The sequence below is a fragment of the Geodermatophilus sp. URMC 61 genome (assembly GCF_052931555.1).
On sequence record NZ_JBRFHZ010000002.1, the window covers coordinates 5,007,846 to 5,023,488 of the forward strand.

The 15,643-nt window shown below is 74.5% G+C and carries 14 protein-coding genes; 6 read left to right on the top strand and 8 right to left on the bottom strand.

Annotated features, from left to right (window positions below; genetic code table 11):
- Window positions 1–10: 10 nt before the first annotated feature.
- Together ACU610_RS23430 and thpR are read left to right on the top strand one after the other, a co-directional pair.
- Entirely contained in the window at window positions 11–409 is a 399-nt protein-coding gene (locus ACU610_RS23430; protein WP_446770091.1) for a hypothetical protein, read from the top strand.
- A gap of 20 nt (window positions 410–429) precedes the next feature.
- Window positions 430–975: an RNA 2',3'-cyclic phosphodiesterase gene (thpR, locus tag ACU610_RS23435; RefSeq protein ID WP_446770746.1), complete on the top strand. Its 546-nt coding sequence runs from the start codon at window positions 430–432 to the stop codon at window positions 973–975.
- Between the two features lie 165 nt (window positions 976–1,140).
- Here thpR and ACU610_RS23440 read toward each other — a convergent pair whose 3' ends face one another.
- Both ACU610_RS23440 and ACU610_RS23445 read right to left on the bottom strand, forming a co-directional pair.
- A complete protein-coding gene (locus tag ACU610_RS23440; RefSeq protein ID WP_446770092.1) occupies window positions 1,141–2,943 on the bottom strand; it encodes a peroxidase family protein in 1,803 nt (600 codons plus the stop codon).
- A gap of 188 nt (window positions 2,944–3,131) precedes the next feature.
- Window positions 3,132–4,100 (bottom strand): aldo/keto reductase, encoded by a 969-nt coding sequence (locus ACU610_RS23445; protein WP_446770093.1) that lies wholly within the window; start codon window positions 4,098–4,100, stop codon window positions 3,132–3,134.
- Between the two features lie 28 nt (window positions 4,101–4,128).
- Here ACU610_RS23445 and ACU610_RS23450 point away from each other — a divergent pair, with 28 nt between their 5' ends.
- On the top strand, window positions 4,129–4,941 hold the full coding sequence (locus ACU610_RS23450; protein WP_446770094.1) for a thioesterase family protein: 813 nt from the start codon (window positions 4,129–4,131) through the stop codon (window positions 4,939–4,941).
- A gap of 44 nt (window positions 4,942–4,985) precedes the next feature.
- On the opposite strand, the gene ACU610_RS23455 is transcribed toward ACU610_RS23450, so the two are convergent.
- Window positions 4,986–6,383, bottom strand: a complete 1,398-nt coding sequence (locus ACU610_RS23455) for an MFS transporter (RefSeq protein WP_446770095.1) — start codon at window positions 6,381–6,383, stop codon at window positions 4,986–4,988.
- A 177-nt stretch (window positions 6,384–6,560) separates the two neighbouring features.
- On the opposite strand from ACU610_RS23455, the gene ACU610_RS23460 reads away from it, so the two are divergent.
- On the top strand, window positions 6,561–7,370 hold the full coding sequence (locus tag ACU610_RS23460; RefSeq protein WP_446770096.1) for a TrmH family RNA methyltransferase: 810 nt from the start codon (window positions 6,561–6,563) through the stop codon (window positions 7,368–7,370).
- 106 nt (window positions 7,371–7,476) lie between these two features.
- Here the strand turns inward: ACU610_RS23460 and ACU610_RS23465 are convergent, their stop codons facing one another.
- The 5 genes from ACU610_RS23465 to ACU610_RS23485 form a co-directional block, all read right to left on the bottom strand.
- Complete coding sequence (locus tag ACU610_RS23465; protein ID WP_446770097.1) at window positions 7,477–7,950, bottom strand: general stress protein; 474 nt, start codon at window positions 7,948–7,950, stop codon at window positions 7,477–7,479.
- A gap of 120 nt (window positions 7,951–8,070) precedes the next feature.
- On the bottom strand, window positions 8,071–8,997 hold the full coding sequence (gene sepH / locus ACU610_RS23470; RefSeq protein ID WP_446770098.1) for a septation protein SepH: 927 nt from the start codon (window positions 8,995–8,997) through the stop codon (window positions 8,071–8,073).
- 277 nt (window positions 8,998–9,274) lie between these two features.
- Window positions 9,275–10,726: a family 14 glycosylhydrolase gene (locus ACU610_RS23475; protein WP_446770099.1), complete on the bottom strand. Its 1,452-nt coding sequence runs from the start codon at window positions 10,724–10,726 to the stop codon at window positions 9,275–9,277.
- 132 nt (window positions 10,727–10,858) lie between these two features.
- Window positions 10,859–11,971: a phosphoserine transaminase gene (gene serC, locus ACU610_RS23480; protein ID WP_446770100.1), complete on the bottom strand. Its 1,113-nt coding sequence runs from the start codon at window positions 11,969–11,971 to the stop codon at window positions 10,859–10,861.
- 132 nt (window positions 11,972–12,103) lie between these two features.
- Complete coding sequence (locus ACU610_RS23485) at window positions 12,104–13,234, bottom strand: citrate synthase 2 (RefSeq protein WP_446770101.1); 1,131 nt, start codon at window positions 13,232–13,234, stop codon at window positions 12,104–12,106.
- Between the two features lie 203 nt (window positions 13,235–13,437).
- Here ACU610_RS23485 and pdxH point away from each other — a divergent pair, with 203 nt between their 5' ends.
- Window positions 13,438–14,094 carry a pyridoxamine 5'-phosphate oxidase gene (gene pdxH / locus ACU610_RS23490; protein ID WP_446770102.1) on the top strand — a complete coding sequence of 219 codons (657 nt, stop codon included), beginning with the start codon at window positions 13,438–13,440 and terminating at the stop codon, window positions 14,092–14,094.
- Window positions 14,095–14,173: 79 nt separating this feature from the next.
- Complete coding sequence (locus ACU610_RS23495) at window positions 14,174–15,526, top strand: MFS transporter (RefSeq protein ID WP_446770103.1); 1,353 nt, start codon at window positions 14,174–14,176, stop codon at window positions 15,524–15,526.
- Window positions 15,527–15,643: the final 117 nt, after the last annotated feature.

The following is a 15,643-nucleotide window of genomic DNA, read 5'->3' on the forward strand; positions in this document are numbered from 1 at the left end:
CGGAGGCGACATGGGGACCTCGTTGCTCCACCTGGGTGCCATCGTCGGCGGCGTGGTCGGCGCGGTCGCCCTCGCCGGCTGGGTGGCCCGCCTGGTCTTCGGATCGGCGCGCCTGCCGGCGCCGCTGCGTCGCAGGCGTGAGCCGGTCGCGCCGGCCTGCCGCCCGCTCGAGCAGGTGGCCGCCGACCTGCGCCGGCTCGGCGCCCAGCTCGCCCGCGTGCCCGCCGGGGCGCCGATGGCCCGCCGCCGCGGGCTGCAGGCGGCCTACGACGACGTCCTCGTCGAGGCGGCCGGGCTGCTGGAGGTGCCGCACGCCATGGACGCCGTCCCGCCGGGACGGCCTCGGGACGTCGAGCGGCTGCGCCTGCAGACGGCACTGGCCGACGCCGGCCTGGCGGTGCCCGACTGACCGCGCCCCGGCCGCGGCGGCTGTTCTTCGCGGTGACCCCGCCGGCCGGCGCGTTGAGCGACCTCGACCGCGCGCTGGTGCCGCTGCGTGAGGCGCCCGGGGCACCCCGGTGGACGCCGCCCGAGCGCTGGCACCTGACGCTGCTCTTCCTGGGCGCGGTGCAGGCCGGCCGGGTCGAGGGGCTGGTGGCCGCCGCCGGCCCTGCCGTGGCGGCCACCCCGCCGATGACCCTGCGGCTGGCCGGCGCCGGGCGGTTCGGCTCGCGGCGCCGGCCACAGGTGTTCTGGGTCGGCGTCACGGGGGACGACGCCGCGCTGGGCGCCCTCGCCGCCCGGCTGGCCGACGTCGCCCGTCGTCTCGGCCTGCCGGTCGAGGACCGGCCCTTCCGCGCCCACCTCACGCTCGGCCGCTGGCGCCCGGGCCGGCCGGGGGACGGCGACCTGCCCGAACGGCTGGCCGGCCACTGCGGCCCCGGCTGGCCCGTGACCGAGGTGGAGCTGCTGGAGAGCCACCTCGGCCCCGTCCCGCGCTACGACCGGGTGGCGGCCTGGCCGGTGGGCGGCTGACCCCGCGCCCGGCGGTCTCGCTGTCGCCCTGCCCGGCCCCGTCCCGGGTCCCGCCGGCCTCCGTGCAGGGCCCGCCCGGCCCCGTCCCGGGCCCCGCCCCGAGCTTGCGAGGGGTGGGGAGGACGGGGTCCTCTTACGAGCGGTGGGGAGGACGGAGGTCCTCCTTCACACCACCGGGCCGGGCACCGGGGAGGTCGCGGCGGGGTCGGGTGCCTCGCCGGGCTCGAGCAGCTCGGGTTCCTCGTCGTCCTCCGGCTCGTCGGTCTCGGGCTCCTCCGGCTCCTCCTCGTGCGGCGCCTCGTCCTCCTCGTCCTCGGCGGCCTCGTCCTCCTCGGGGACCTCGAAGGCCCGCGGGTCGATGGCGTCGGCCCAGAGCAGGAAGTGCCCCATGGAGTAACCACGGCCCGGGTCGAAGCCGGGGTTGGCGGTGAAGTACGAGGACGTGTCGCAGGCCAACAGCCCGAGGATCACCTCGGCGACGATCGTGCCGCCCACGGGGCCCAGCCGGTGGCCACCGAGCAGCTCGGCCTCCTTGAGGACGTAGAACCACAGCGGCGCCTTCCCCTGCCACCCGGGGTCGGTCAGGCCCAGCTGCTGGTTGCTCAGCGGCGTGAGGCCCATCGCGACGGCGACGTCCTGGCCGGCGGGGAGGCCGAGCCGCTTGCCCCGCAGCAGGTTGCGCTCGGCCAGCGAGGTGATCGCCCCGGCGGTCGGGGCCACGACGGTCGGCGGCAGCGTGGACAGCGGCAGCGACAGCTGGGTGTCGATCGTGCGGGCCGTGTTGCGGTCGTCGGGCGTGCTCATGCCGGGGATCTCGAAGAAGTAGTTCCAGTCGATCCACAGGTCGTCGGGGACCGGCCGGTTGCCGCGCAGGTCCTGGTAGCTCTCGTTGGCGAAGATCGGCACGGTGTGCTGGTCGTGCACCTCGTACTCGGCGCGGATCATGCTGTGCCCGAAGCGGTAGGCCGCGCCGGAGTACTCGACGGGCATGTACGGCCGGCGCGGGTCGCGCGGCTTGTAGAACTTCCCGTGGAACTCGATCGGCCCGCCCCGGCGGCGGCGGACGAGCCGGTCGACGACGTCCCGGCCGACGATCCGCGGCAGGTAGTCGTTGACGATCAGCCACTGGTAGTGCCAGCGGACCAGCTGCTGGGCCTGCTCGAAGGTCCTGCCCTGGTCGCGCAGCCTGTTGTGCAGGCGCAGGAAGACCGCGTGGAGCTGGGCGACGATCAGGTTCTCGTCGTTGCGCGGGTCGCCGAGGTAGGCCGCGCCGACGTCGTCGCGGGGCAGGTCGCGCACGCCGTCGTGGTCGTTGCACAGCAGATAGCCCGGGCGCGACCGGTCGTAGAGCTCGGGGCTGCCGGCCGGGCCCTTGCCGTAGACGCTGCCCAGGTCGAAGCGGGGCGTGTCGTAGTTGGTCATCCCCCGCGGGTCCTGCTGCTGCTGGGTGAGCGGGGTCTTGTCCAGCGTCATGTCGTGGTCGATGAACTGGCCGAGGTAGATGTAGCCGGCCGGCATGCCCGGGTTGTCGAAGGCGACGTCGGAGTCCTTGACGTCGGAGAGCGGCGCCTTCCCGTCGTTCATCGAGACCGCCAGCGCGGTCAGCAGCGCGTCCGGCGGCGAGAAGGCCGGCAGCTTCTTGAACATGACCCCGAAGCGCGCCTCCGCGTCGCGGCCCGCCCGGACCGCGATGTCGCTGCCGCGCGGGTTGCCGACGGCGTGCGCACCGCGGGCGGCCCGCGGACGGCGGGTCGGGGCCGCGGGCACGGTCGCGGTCGCGGTCGCCGACGGCGCGGGTGGCCGGCGCGGCGCGGCGTGCGCCGTCCCGCCCATGACGGGCAGTGCCGCCAGGCTCGCCAGCCCGGCCAGCACCGTGCGCCGCGGGACCCCGCTGCGCGTCGTCCCGGCGTCCGCCCCGCTGAACGGGCACACCCCGGCCGTCTCGTCCCCGTACCCGTGCACGTGCACCCGCCCCCCGGCGTCGCAGAGCCCGCCCCCACGGCCCGCTCTCGATGGGTCCGAGGCTCCGGGGAGGGGGAGGGACCGGGCACACGCGGCAGAGGGGGACGGCGCCCCCCAGTCCTGGGGGTCCGAAGCGCGGTGTGTCGCGCTTCGTGCAGGTGCGGTGACCCTGGGGCGCTACGTATGCAGGCCAGTCACCAGGCGTACTCCATGGGTGCCGGATGGTAACCGGGGAAGATCTCGTCGAGCCGGGCCAGCTGGGCCTCGTCGAGCCGCACGTCCAGGGCCCGCAGCGATCCCTCGAACTGCTCCATCGTGCGCGGCCCGACGATCGGCGCGGTGACCCCGGGCCGGTGCAGCAGCCAGGCCAGTCCGACGTCCGCCGGCGCGGTGCCCCACTCGCGACAGGCGTCCTCGTAGGCCTGCAGTGCCGGCCGGTGACGCTCCACCCGCTCGCGGTTGCGGTCCTCGCTGCGCCGGGTCCCCTCCTGCTCCCCCAGCACCCCGGCCAGCAGGCCGCCGGCGAGCGGGCTCCACGGGATGATGCCGACGCCGTAGTGCCGTGCGGCCGGCAGCACCTCGAGCTCCACGTGCCGGGTGAGCAGGTTGTAGTGCGACTGCTCGCTGACCAGGCCGGGGAAGTGCCGGCTCGCGGCCGCCTCGTTCGCCGCGGCGATCTGCCAGGCGGCGTGGTTGGACGACCCGACGTAGAGCACCTTGCCCTGCGCGACCAGCGTCTCGCAGGCCTGCCAGATCTCCTCCCAGGGTGTGGCCGGGTCGACGTGGTGGAACTGGTAGAGGTCGATCCAGTCGGTCTGCATCCGGCGCAGGGAGGCCTCGCAGGAGCGCACCAGGTTGCGCGCCGACAGGCACCTGTCGTTGGGCCAGTCGCTCATGGAGCCGTACACCTTGGTGGCCAGCACCGTCTTCTCCCGGCGCTCACCGCCCTGGGCGAACCAGGTGCCGAGCACCTCCTCGGTGCGGCCCTTACCGGCGTCGAAGCCGTAGACGTTCGCGGTGTCGACGAAGTTGACGCCCTCGGTCAGCGCCCGGTCCATGATCGCGTGGGCGTCGGCCTCCTCGGTCTTCCAGCCGAAGTTCATCGTGCCCAGGCAGAGGCGGGAGACCGACAGGCCGCTGCGCCCCAGGTGCGTGTAATCCATGGACTCCCAGCCTGGCAGGCTCCAGGGCGTGCCGCAGACCGATGGGACCCCGTCCGCCTTCGACGCCGCCACGGCGGTGCACCGCGCCGAGGGCGGGGGGCTGGTCGCCGACCTCGACCCCGGCTGGGACGTCGGCGGCGGCGTGCTCAACGGCGGCTACCTGCTGGCGGTCGCGGCCCGCGCGGCGGTCCTGGACAGCCCCCACCCGCACCCGGTCGCGCTGTCGGCCAGCTACCTGCGGGCCACCGCCGCCGGGCCGGCCCACCTCGCCGTCACGCCCGGCCCGGCCGGGCGCACGCTGGCGCACTCCACGGTGCTGCTCACCGCGCACGACGGCCCGTCGATCGCCGCCCAGGTGACGACCGCGACGCTCGGCACCGAGCCGGCGGAGTACACCGTCAACACCGCACCGCAGGTGCCCGACCCCGACGACTGCGTCGTCACCCGGACCACCGGCGCCGGGCCGACCGTCGGGCTGGTCCGGCAGATCGACACCCGCCTCGACCCCGCGACGGCGGGCTGGACGGTCGGCCGGTTCTCCGACCAGCGGGTGCTGCGGTCCTGGATCCGGCTGGCCGACGGCCGCGCTCCCGACCCGCTGGCGCTGCTGCTGTTCGCCGACGCCCTGCCGCCCACCGCCTTCGCCGTGGGCCGGACGGGGTGGGCGCCGACCGTGCAGCTGCAGGTGCTGGTCCGCGCGCTGCCCGCGCCGGGCTGGTGCCTGGTCGAGTCGCGCTCCACCGAGGTGGCCGGCGGCTGGTCGGACGAGGAGTGCCGCATCTGGGACGCCACCGGCCGGCTGGTCGCCCAGGCCCGCCAGCTGGCCCGGGTGGCGCGCTAGGCCCCGCCTCTCCTCGATCATGGCGCCGCGACCGCGGCGCGCCGTCACGTGCTGCGCCGGAGGTCGCTCGGGGCCGTCCCGGTCGTCGGCTCCGTCCTCCCGGTGCCGCGGCCCCGCCCGCCGCGGATCTCGTCCTTGGTGCGGGTCTCGCGCAGGACGAGTGCCGAGACGAACGTGATCGCGCCCATGAGGAAGATGTAGGCCGACACCGACGCCGACGTGCCCGTGGCCGCCAGCAGCGCGGTCATCAGGAACGGTGTGGCTCCGCTCACCAGGATGGCCGCCAGCTGATAGGCCAACGAGGCCCCCGAGTAGCGGATCCGCGGCTCGAACAGCTCGGCCAGGTAGGCGGCCAGGGGGCCGTAGGTGAGGGACGACCCGATCAGCCCCCCGACGAGCGCCAGGAAGATCAGCGGCAACGACGCGGTGTCGATGAGCCAGAAGAACGGGAACGCCCACAGGGCGATGACCGCCGCGCCCAGCAGGATGGGCGGCCGGCGGCCGATCCGGTCCGACACCACCCCGCTGGAGTAGATGATGAACACGGAGATCCCCGAGGCGAGGAGCGTGATGGACAGCAGGTCGTCGCGGGCGACGCCGAGCTCGCGGGTGGCGTAGTCCAGGACCCCGGCGATGCTGATGTAGAAGATCGCGTTGGTGCCGAACAGCAGCCCCGCGCCGAGCAGCACCGGTCGGGGGTGCTTGCGCACGACCTCCATGATCGGCGCCTGCGCGACGTGGGCCTCGGGGGAGTGGTCGTGGCGCTCCTGGAGCTGACGGAAGACCGGAGTGTCCTCGACCCGCAGCTGGATGAACATGACCACGGGCAGCAGCACGGCGCTGGCCAGGAACGGGATGCGCCAGCCCCAGGAGAGGAAGGCCTCGGGGCTCACGGTGGCGCTCACCGTCAGGAAGGCGACGTTGCCGAGGATGACACCGATGGGGACGCCCATCTGCCCGAACGTGCCCGCGCGGCCCTGGTGGTCCCGCCCGGCGTTCTCGGTGAGCAGGAGGATGACCCCGCCCCACTGGCCACCGACCGCGATGCCCTGCAGGAAGCGCAGCACGACGAGTGCGATCGGAGCGAGCACGCCGATCGAGTCGGCCGTCGGCAGCAGGCCGATGAGGAAGGTCGCCGACCCCATCAGGATCAAGCACGTGACGAGGGCCGGCTTGCGGCCGACCTTGTCCCCGAAGTGGCCGAAGATCAGACCACCGATGGGACGGGCGATGAAGCCGGCCCAGAACGTACTGAACGCCAGCAACGTGCCGACGAGCGGAGAGGCGCCCGGGAAGAACAGCTCACCGAACACCAACGCCGCCGCGGTGGCGTAGATGAAGAAGTCGTACCACTCGATCGAGCTCCCGATGAGCCCTGCGGCCATGAGTTTGCGCAGCGATCGACGGTCGAGGGCGGGCGTCTCGTGTCGGGAGGTCGTCATCGCCGTTCCTGTCGCCGTCGCGGGCGTCACGGATCCTGCTGGAAGGCTATGGGTGCCCGGTGGTGCGGGCAATTTCTCGCAGCAGACGGCTCGCGTCGCGGCGGCGTCCGGCTGTTCCGGGCTGGTCCGGTACCCGGGGGAGTGGTGGCCCGTCCGGCCGCGGGCATGATCGGCGCCGTGCCCGCTGCTCCCGTGCTGATCACCGACCCCGGCGACGAGCGGGTGGCCGACTTCCGGAACCTCAAGGCCGGGGACCGCCGGCCGGGCACCGAGCGCGGCACCGGCCCGGTGATCGTGGAGGGCGTCCCGGCGGTGCAGCGGCTGCTGGCCTCGCCCTACCGGCTCCGCGCCGTGCTGGGTGTGCCGGGGCGGGTTGCGGCGCTCGACCTGCCCGAGGGGGTGGCGGCCTACGAGGCGGACAAGTGGGTGCTCTCGGAGGTCATCGGGTTCCGGCTGACCCGTGGGGTGCTGGCCTCGGCCGACCGCCGTCCCCCGGCCGACCTCGACGCGCTGCTGGCCGGGCCGGACCCGGCCGCGCCCCGGCGGCTGGCCGTGCTGGAGGCGCTCAACGACGCGGAGAACCTGGGGTCGATCGCCCGCTCCGCGGTGGCCCTCGGCGTCGACGGCTTGCTGCTGGACCCCCGCTGCGCCGACCCGCTCTACCGCCGGTCGGTGCGGGTGTCGATGGGCCACGTGCTGGCGCTGCCCTTCGCCGTCCTGACCGACTGGCCCGGCGGGCTGGACCGGCTGCACGAGGCGGGTTACCTGACCGTGGCGCTCACCCCGGCCGACGATGCGGTCGACCTGACCGAGGTGGACCCGCGGGCGCACCCGCGCACGGCGGTGCTGCTCGGGGCGGAGGGGCCGGGGCTGACCCCGGAGGCGCAGGGGGCCGCGCGGGTGCGAGCGCGCATCCCCATGCGGGCCGGCGTCGACTCCCTGGGCGTCGCGGCGGCCGCCGCGATCGCCTTCGCCACGCTCCGCTGAAGCGGCCCTGGCGACGTCCTGGAACGGCCCCCGTGCAGGGTCCCGCCGCGAGCCTGCGGGTGGCGGGGGGCACGGGCGTCCTCCACGAGGAGGACGGGGTCCCTTCTCAGCCGCGCAGCGAGAAGCGGGCCAGGTGTGCTCGGGCCTCCTCGGCGCGGGCGGGGTTGCACATGACGTCGTAGCGCCCGGCGACCACGGCGCTGGTGCTGGTGAAGTCGCGCTGTCCCCGGGTCGCGGTGTAGCCGATCGCGCCGAAGAGGGCTCCGAACACCAGCCCGATGACCAGACCCAGCAGGATCGAGCTGATCCAGGCGCCGGGCTCGACGGCGAAGATGCCGAGGAGCAGGCCGACGAACAGGCCCCACCAGGCGCCACCGGCCGCGCCTGCGGCGAGTACCCGGCCCCAGGTGAGCCGGCCGGTGACCCGCTCGACCTGGCGCAGGTCCGACCCGATGATCGTGACGTTCTCGACGGCGAACTTCTGGTCGGCGAGGTAGTCGACGGCGGCCTGGGCCTGCGCGTAGGTGTCGAACGAGGCGACCTGCACGCCGCCGAGGGGCATGGACACCGAGGCTGACATGCCACCCGAGGGTACTCGTCAGTTCCGCGTGGACCCCTGGCGCGGAGCGTCCGGCGCCACCGGTCCGGCGCCCGCCACCCCACGGGGTTCGCGTGTCCCCGTGCCCCCTGGAGCCGCAGGTCAGCGGTGCCGGCGCACCCCGAAGACGATGTCCTCCCACGCCGGGATCCGGGCGCGCGGGTCCTCGTCGTCCTCCCCGCCGGGGCGGCCCAGGACGACGGTGTCGTGCTCGCTGATGTCGTCCTCGTCGGCGGGAGCGTCGGTGCGGCGGACGTCGGGGCGGGGGCCCTCGGCCGGCAGCACCGGCTGCACGTCGTCGTCCGCGGCCGGGTCGTCGTCGGGAGCGAGCCGGGAGGAGGCGGGGGCGGCGACGCCGTCGTCGTCGGGGACGACGACGACCGGCCGGCTCCGTATGGGAGCGGGCCGCTCGGTCGGCACGTGCGGGACGACACGCACCAGGCGGGTGCCCTCGGCGAAGTCGGTGGTGGCGGCGTCGACCGGCGTGACGGTGCGGGCCGGGATGTCGTAGGCCCACCGGGTGACCCCGGACTTGGCGCCGGCCTGCCAGGCGGCGGTGACCTGCCAGACGCCGTCGCCGGCGCGGTGGGCGTCCCAGCGGACGGCGTCGAGGTCGGCGCCGAGCAGCCGCAGCCGCTCGGACATGAACTGCTGCAGTGGCACCGACGGCGTGCCATCGGACAGTCCCACGCGAGCCTCGCGAGCCTGCTCGGCCACCCGCTCGCGCTCCTGCAGCACCGGGTGGGCGAAACGCATGATGCGCTCGACCCGGATGCCGGAGGCCTGCGCCACCTGCTCCGGGGTCTCCCCGGCGCGGATGCGGGCCTGGATGACCCGCGGCGGCAGCGTCGCACCGATCTCCACGTCGATCTGGCCGAGCCGGCGGGCGTCCCCGCGGGCGGCGGCGCGGACCCGCTCGTCGATCGGCAGCTCGAACCGCTCGCCCTCCTCGCCGGGCTCGGCGCCGTCGAGGGCGAGCACGAGGCTCTTGCCGTCGTCGGAGAGCGCCACCAGCCGCAGCTGACGCATGGGCGGCCTCCTGGGTGGTGCTCGGGGTCGGGACGGCGGGTGGACCGGCCCCGGGATGGGGGAGTCCGGTTGCGAGGCTATCCGCGCACGCGGGAGTGCGTCGGCAGGCTCGCCCGGCGTGGCGCGCCAGCCCCCTGCAGAAAGAGGACCCCGTCCTCCTCGAGAAGGACCCCCGTGCCCCCCGCCACTCGCAGGCTCGCGGCGGGACCCTGCACGGGGGCCGCCGATGCTCGCGGCGAGCCTCTGGACGGGGCCGGCGAGTGGCGGGGGGCCTTTCTCAGACGTCGGGGCTGTACTCCTCGATGAACTCGGCGTACCGGCGCTGCCCGGTGCCCGAGGCGACGTCGCTCATCCGGAGCACGGTCAGGCCCAGGTAGCCCCACGTGGCGAAGGCCTGCTCGATGTTGTCCCACCCCTCGTCGGAGTGGACGCCGCCGGCCAGCGCGTTCTCGCCCTTCAGCTCGACGCCGGCGCGGTGCGCGAAGTCGCCGATCCAGCCGACCAGGGTCTGGGCCAGCGAGTACGCGTCGCGGTCGGGCTGGTCGTCCATCTCCAGCGCGGTGAAGTGCAGCACCACGTCACGCCGGCCGCCGTCGAAGCGGTTCGCCAGCTCGACGACCCGCTGGTAGCCGTGCCCGGTGGCCCACGAGTCCAGGTCGACGCTGGTCTGGACCAGCCCGGTGGTGACCTCGGCGGCGCGCGGGTGGGCCGGGTTGGTCATCGACCAGTGGATGCCCGGCACCTTGTAGCCGATGTCGGCCTCCGGGAAGTCCCCGCCCAGGGTCACGATGACCGTCCGCAGCACCCGCTCGCCGTGGTCGACGAGCGAGCCGTTGTACCAGTCGACGAAGTCGCGGCCGTACTGCGTGTCCCGGTAGGCCAGGCTGGTGAAGAACGCCTCGGCGTCCACGGGTGGGCGGATCTCGTCGATCGACGCGAGCTGGGTGCCCCAGGCCCGGTTGACCGCCTCCAGCGAGCCGTACCGGCCGATCGTCCGCTCCTGGAGGTCGCGGACGGCGAGCGGCGAGTACGCCTGCAGCGCACCGCGGGTCGGGTAGCCGGTGCCCCGGTCGTGCTGGTTGTAGGACGGGTAGCGCAGCTCGCCGGACGGGCCGAGCGAGACGTTGACCTCCACGACCTCGTCGGCGTAGCGCTCGCCGTACTGCTGCTCGAACGCCCGGGTGAAGTCGCGGTACTCGTCCATCACGACGCGGTCGGCCCAGCCCTGCACGCTCTCGCGGCTGTGGTTGCCCTGCTCGCTCTGGTGCTGGAGCCCGGTCGGGCCGAGCCGGACGCCGCGGTGGGTCACGCCGGCGTACTTCTCCCACAGCCACGACGGCAGCAGGCTGGTGTAGTCGTCGCCGACGTTCCCGCCGGCCTGGTGGAAGGACAGGATCGGCGCCAGGTCCAGGCCCGCGGCCGTGATGGCTGCGAAGACCCGGTCGTAGTAGACCCAGTCGAAGCGGTTGTCCGCGGCGCCCTCGACGTCGCCCCACCACACGTCGACGCTCACCGCGTCCACGCCGTAGGCGGCCACGGTCGCGAGGTCGGCCTCGAAGGCGGCCCAGTCGGTGACCTTCAGCGGCGCCATCACGTTGGCGGTGAACCGCGGGTCGTCCAGCGCGACGGGGCCGGGTGGCGCCGGGTCGACGGCAGCGGTGGCCTGGGCGGTGCCGGTGCCGGCGAGCACCAGCGCGAGGACGGCGAGGGCGGTGGTGACGCGTCTCACCCCGCCGATGCTGCCAGCAACTCGGTCCCCGCCCAGCGCCCGTACCGGAACCGGTCGGTGCCGGGTCGGCGTGTCGCCGTCGACACGCGGAGTGCGCCGAGCGCGGACACCGCGCTCGGCGCACTCCGGGGTTCACAGCTTCCCGACGATGAAGTCGATGCAGGCGGTCAGCGCGCTGACGTCGTCCGGCTCGACGGCGGGGAACATGCCGACCCGCAGCTGGTTGCGGCCCAGCTTGCGGTAGGGCTCGACGTCCACGACACCGTTGGCGCGCAGCACCCTCGCCACCTCGGCAGCGTCCACCGACTCGTCGAAGTCGACGGTGCCGACGACCCAGGAACGCTGGTCGGGGTCGGCCACGAAGGGCGTCGCGAACGGCGACTGCTCGGCCCAGCCGTAGAGCCGGGTCGAGGAGTCCTGGGTGCGCGCGACGGCGCCGGAGAGGCCGCCCAGGGACAGCAGCCAGCGGATCTGGTCGGCCAGCAGGAACAGCGTGGCGACGGCCGGGGTGTTGTAGGTCTGGTCCTTGGCCGAGTTGTCGACGGCGATGGACAGGTCCAGGAAGCCGGGGATCCAGCGGCCCGACGCCTTGATCTCGGCGATGCGGTCGAGGGCGTCGCGGGACATGAGCGCCACCCACAGGCCGCCGTCCCCACCGAAGTTCTTCTGCGGGGCGAAGTAGTAGACGTCGGTCTGCGTGACGTCGACCGGCAGCCCGCCGGCCGCGCTGGTGGCGTCGATGAGCACGAGCGCGTCGTCGGTGCCGTGCGGCCGCTGCACCGGGGCCATGACGCCGGTGGAGGTCTCGTTGTGGGCCCACGCGTAGACGTCGACGCCGTCGGTGGCCGTGGGCAGGGCCAGCGAGCCCGGCGCGGCCTTGGCGATGACCGGGTCGGCGAGGAAGGGGGCCTCGGCCACGCCGGAGGCGAACTTGCTGGAGAACTCCCCGTAGGTGCCGTGGGCGCTGCGCTCGCGGATCAGCCCGATGATCGCGGCGTCCCAGAAGGCCGTCGTCCCGCCGTTGCCGAGGACGACCTCGTAGCCGTCGGGCAGGTCGAACAGCTCGGTCAGCCCCTCGCGCACCTGGCGGACCAGCCCCTTGACCGGCGCCTGGCGGTGGGAGGTGCCCATGAGCGCGGCGCCGCTGCCGGCCAGGGCCTCGAGGGCATCGGGACGCACCTTCGACGGGCCGCAGCCGAAGCGGCCGTCGGAGGGCAGGAGGTCGGCGGGGATGGTGATGCTCATCCGGAGGACTGCCTCTCAGGGTCGGGGTCGGGCCGGTGCGGAGGACCAGGGCGGCCCCGTCCGGGGGGACGGGTGGCCTCCCTGCAGGGGCCCGCCGTGAGCCTGCGAACGGCGGGGCAGGGAGGCCGGTTCTCAGGCCGGTGCGGGCTCGTTGACGGCCTTGGTCTTGATGGTGTCGAAACCCTCGACCTCCTGGGGCTTGCGCGGGCCGGGACCGACGTAGCGGGCCGACGGGCGCACGAGGCGTCCGGTGTTCTTCTGCTCGAGGATGTGCGCGCACCAGCCGGCGGTGCGGGCACAGGTGAACATCGAGGTGAACATGTGGCTGGGCACCTCGGCGAAGTCCAGAACGATCGCCGCCCAGAACTCCACGTTGGTCTCGATCGGCCGGTCGGGACGCCGCTCGCGCAGCTCCTCGAGGGCGGCCTGCTCCAGGGCCAGCGCGGCCTCGAAGCGCGGGGCGCCGAGCTCCTTGGCGGCCTTGCGCAGCGTCCGGGCGCGCGGGTCCTCGGCGCGGTAGACCCGGTGGCCGAAGCCCATGAGCCGCTCGTGCCGGTCGAGGAGGTCCTTGACGTACTTCTCCGCGTCCCCGGTCTGCTCGACGCCGTCCAGCATGTGCAGCACCCGGGAGGGGGCGCCGCCGTGCAGCGGGCCGGACATCGCGCCGATGGCGCCCGACAGCGCGGCGGCGACGTCGGCGCCGGTGGAGGCGATCACGCGGGCGGTGAAGGTCGAGGCGTTCATGCCGTGCTCGGCGGCCGACGTCCAGTACGCGTCGACGGCGGCGACGTGGCGGGGGTCGGGCTCGCCGCGCCAGCGGACCATGAACCGCTCGACGATCGTGGAGGCCTCGTCGATCCGGCTCTGCGGCACCGCGGGGATGCCGATGCCGCGGGCGGACTGGGCGACGTAGGACAGCGCCATGACCGCGGCCCGGGCGAGCTCCTCGCGCGCCTCCTCGGCCGAGATGTCCAGCAGCGGCTTGTAGCCCCAGATCGGCGTCAGCATCGCCAGCGCGGCCTGGACGTCGACGCGCACGTCGCCGGTGTGCACCGGGATCGGGAACGGCTCGGCCGGCGGCAGCCCGGGCCCGAACTTGCCGTCGACCAGCAGCGCCCAGACGTTGCCGAAGGTGACCTTGCCGACGAGGTCCTCGATGTCGACGCCGCGGTACCGGAGCGAGCCGCCGTCCTTGTCCGGTTCGGCGATCTCCGTCTCGAAGGCGATCACGCCCTCCAGGCCGGGTACGAAGTCGTCGGCCATCTCGCATGCTCCTCTGCCCGCGGGGGTCGTGCGCGCACGGGGAGCTGCGCACGACTGCGGTTGCGACCCTAGGCCGTGTCGGCACGCCCGGGACAGCCGGGGCGAGCGTCCGGTGCTGCCTCCCGCGAGATCTGCACAGTGGTGGTCATCGGGTACCCGATGACCACCACTGTGCAGATCTCGCGGGGACAGCGGGTGACAGCATGGAGCCCGTGCCCGACCTCTCCCGCATGCGCAGGGACTACGAGACCCGGGGCCTCCGCGAGGACGACGTCGCGCCCACCTGGGTCGAGCAGTTCGACCGCTGGTTCGCCGACGCCGTCGCCGCGGAGCTGCCCGAGCCCAACGCCGTGGTGGTCGCCACCGCGGACGCCGACGGCGCGCCCGACGCGCGCATCGTGCTGATGAAGGGCTACGACGAGGCCGGCTTCGTCTTCGCCACCAGCTACGCCTCGGCCAAGGGTGCCCAGCTCGCGGTCAACCCGCGCGCGGCCCTCGTCTTCCCCTGGCACGCGCTGCAGCGGCAGGTGCGGGTGACCGGCCGGGTCGAGCGGGTGGGCGAGCGCGCCAGCGACGACCTGTGGGACCCCCGCCCGCGCGGGGCGCAGCTGGCCGCCGCCGCGTCGATCCAGTCGACGACGGTCGACTCCCGTGACGAGCTGGTCGAGCGGCTGCGCCGGCTGGACGCCGAGACCGCAGGCGAGAAGCTGCCGCGACCCGAGGTCTGGGGTGGCTACCGGGTGGTGCCCGACTCCGTCGAGTTCTGGCAGGGCGGGGCCGACCGGCTGCACGACCGGCTGCGCTTCGTCCGCGACGACGAGGAGGGCGGCGGCTGGGTCGTCCAGCGGCTCGCGCCGTGAGCGAGCAGGGACGTGGCCATCGCGGCGAGCGCCGGCGAGCGAGGAGTGGAGCGTTCCGCGCGAGCGCACGGGTGACGCCGTGAGCGGCCCGGCAGACCCGCCGGGCCAGGCGCCGTACCCGGTCGACCCGGTCGAGGGCGGCGGTCCGGTCGAGGAGCCGGTGCCGGTCCCGCCGCCGCAGCGCCGTGCCTGGGCGATCGACACCACCCCGCTGCGCAACCCGCACTACCGGCGGCTGTTCTGGGGCGTGGCGGCCACGATGCTCGGCCAGCAGATGACGCTGGTCGCCGTCCCGTACCAGGTCTACACGCTCACCGGCTCCTCCCTGCTGGTCGGCGTCACCTCGGTGGTGGCCCTGGTGCCGCTGATCGTCTTCGGCCTGCTCGGCGGCGCGATCGCCGACTCGATGGACCGGCGGCGGCTGCTGCTGGTCACCGGCGTCGGCTCGGCGGCGACCAGCGCGCTGCTGGCTGTGCAGGCGCTGCTGCCCGGCGGCGGGAACCTCGCGCTGCTGTGGGTGCTCACCGCCTGCGTCTCCGGGTTCACCGCGGTCAACCAACCCACCCGCAGCGCCGTCATCCCCGCACTCGTCGGCGCCGAGGGCGTGCCGGCGGCGAACGCGCTGGCGATGACGGTGCGCCAGGTCGGGGTCATCGCCGGCCCGCTGCTGGCCGGGCTGCTCATCGCCGTCGGCAGCCTGCCGGTCACCTACGCCGTCGACGCGCTCGGCTTCCTGGTCGCCGTCCTGCTGCTGCGCGGGCTGCCGCCGCTGCCCCCGGGGCGGGAGGCCGGGCCGCTGCGGCTGGGCGCCGCCGTGCGGGGCGTGGCCGAGGGCTTCGCCTTCCTGCGCACCCAGCCGGTGCTGCTGATGACGTTCGTCGTCGACGTCGCCGCGATGCTCTTCGCCTGGCCGCAGGCGGTCTTCCCCGAGCTGTCGGAGGGCCGCTACGCCGACTCGCCGAACAGCCTGGGCTGGCTGTTCGCCGGCATCTCCATCGGCGCGCTGCTCATGGGGCTGACGTCGGGCTGGGTGTCGCGGGTGGACCGGCAGGGTGCGGTCGTCCTCGTCGCGATCGTCGTGTGGGGCATCGCGATCATCGGCTTCGGGTTCGCCCCGACGCTGTGGCTGGCCGTGCTGTGCCTCGCGGTGGCGGGCGCCGGCGACATGGTCAGCGCGGTGCTGCGCTCGTCGATGCTGCAGCTGGCCGCGCCGGAGCAGATGCGCGGGCGCATGCAGGGCGTGTTCCTCGTCGTCGTGGCCGGCGGCCCCCGGCTGGGTGACCTGCGGGCCGGCGCGATCGCGAGCGCCGCGGGGGTCACCGCGGCCATGGTCTCCGGCGGCGTGGTGGTCGTCGTCGCGATGGTGGTCGTGGCGCTGGCCGTGCCCTCGTTCTGGGCCTTCCGCGCCTCCCGCTCCGCCTGCACCCGCTGAGACGCGGAACCCGGCCCGCGGGACGACGGCAGCACCGACGGGTGGACTCCCGTTCCGCGGGCCGGCTGCCGATGCCTCGTGCAGTGGGGCGGTGATCAGCCGTCCCCGGGAGTCGGG

Coding starts and splice junctions, on each gene's coding strand:
- sepH (WP_446770098.1), bottom strand. CDS start 8,997: ATGCGTCAGCTGCGGCTGGTGGCGCTCTCCGACGACGGCAAGAGCCTC.
- ACU610_RS23465 (WP_446770097.1), bottom strand. CDS start 7,950: ATGTCAGCCTCGGTGTCCATGCCCCTCGGCGGCGTGCAGGTCGCCTCG.
- ACU610_RS23430 (WP_446770091.1), top strand. CDS start 11: ATGGGGACCTCGTTGCTCCACCTGGGTGCCATCGTCGGCGGCGTGGTC.
- ACU610_RS23455 (WP_446770095.1), bottom strand. CDS start 6,383: ATGACGACCTCCCGACACGAGACGCCCGCCCTCGACCGTCGATCGCTG.
- serC (WP_446770100.1), bottom strand. CDS start 11,971: ATGAGCATCACCATCCCCGCCGACCTCCTGCCCTCCGACGGCCGCTTC.
- ACU610_RS23445 (WP_446770093.1), bottom strand. CDS start 4,100: ATGGATTACACGCACCTGGGGCGCAGCGGCCTGTCGGTCTCCCGCCTC.
- pdxH (WP_446770102.1), top strand. CDS start 13,438: ATGGAGCCCGTGCCCGACCTCTCCCGCATGCGCAGGGACTACGAGACC.
- ACU610_RS23485 (WP_446770101.1), bottom strand. CDS start 13,234: ATGGCCGACGACTTCGTACCCGGCCTGGAGGGCGTGATCGCCTTCGAG.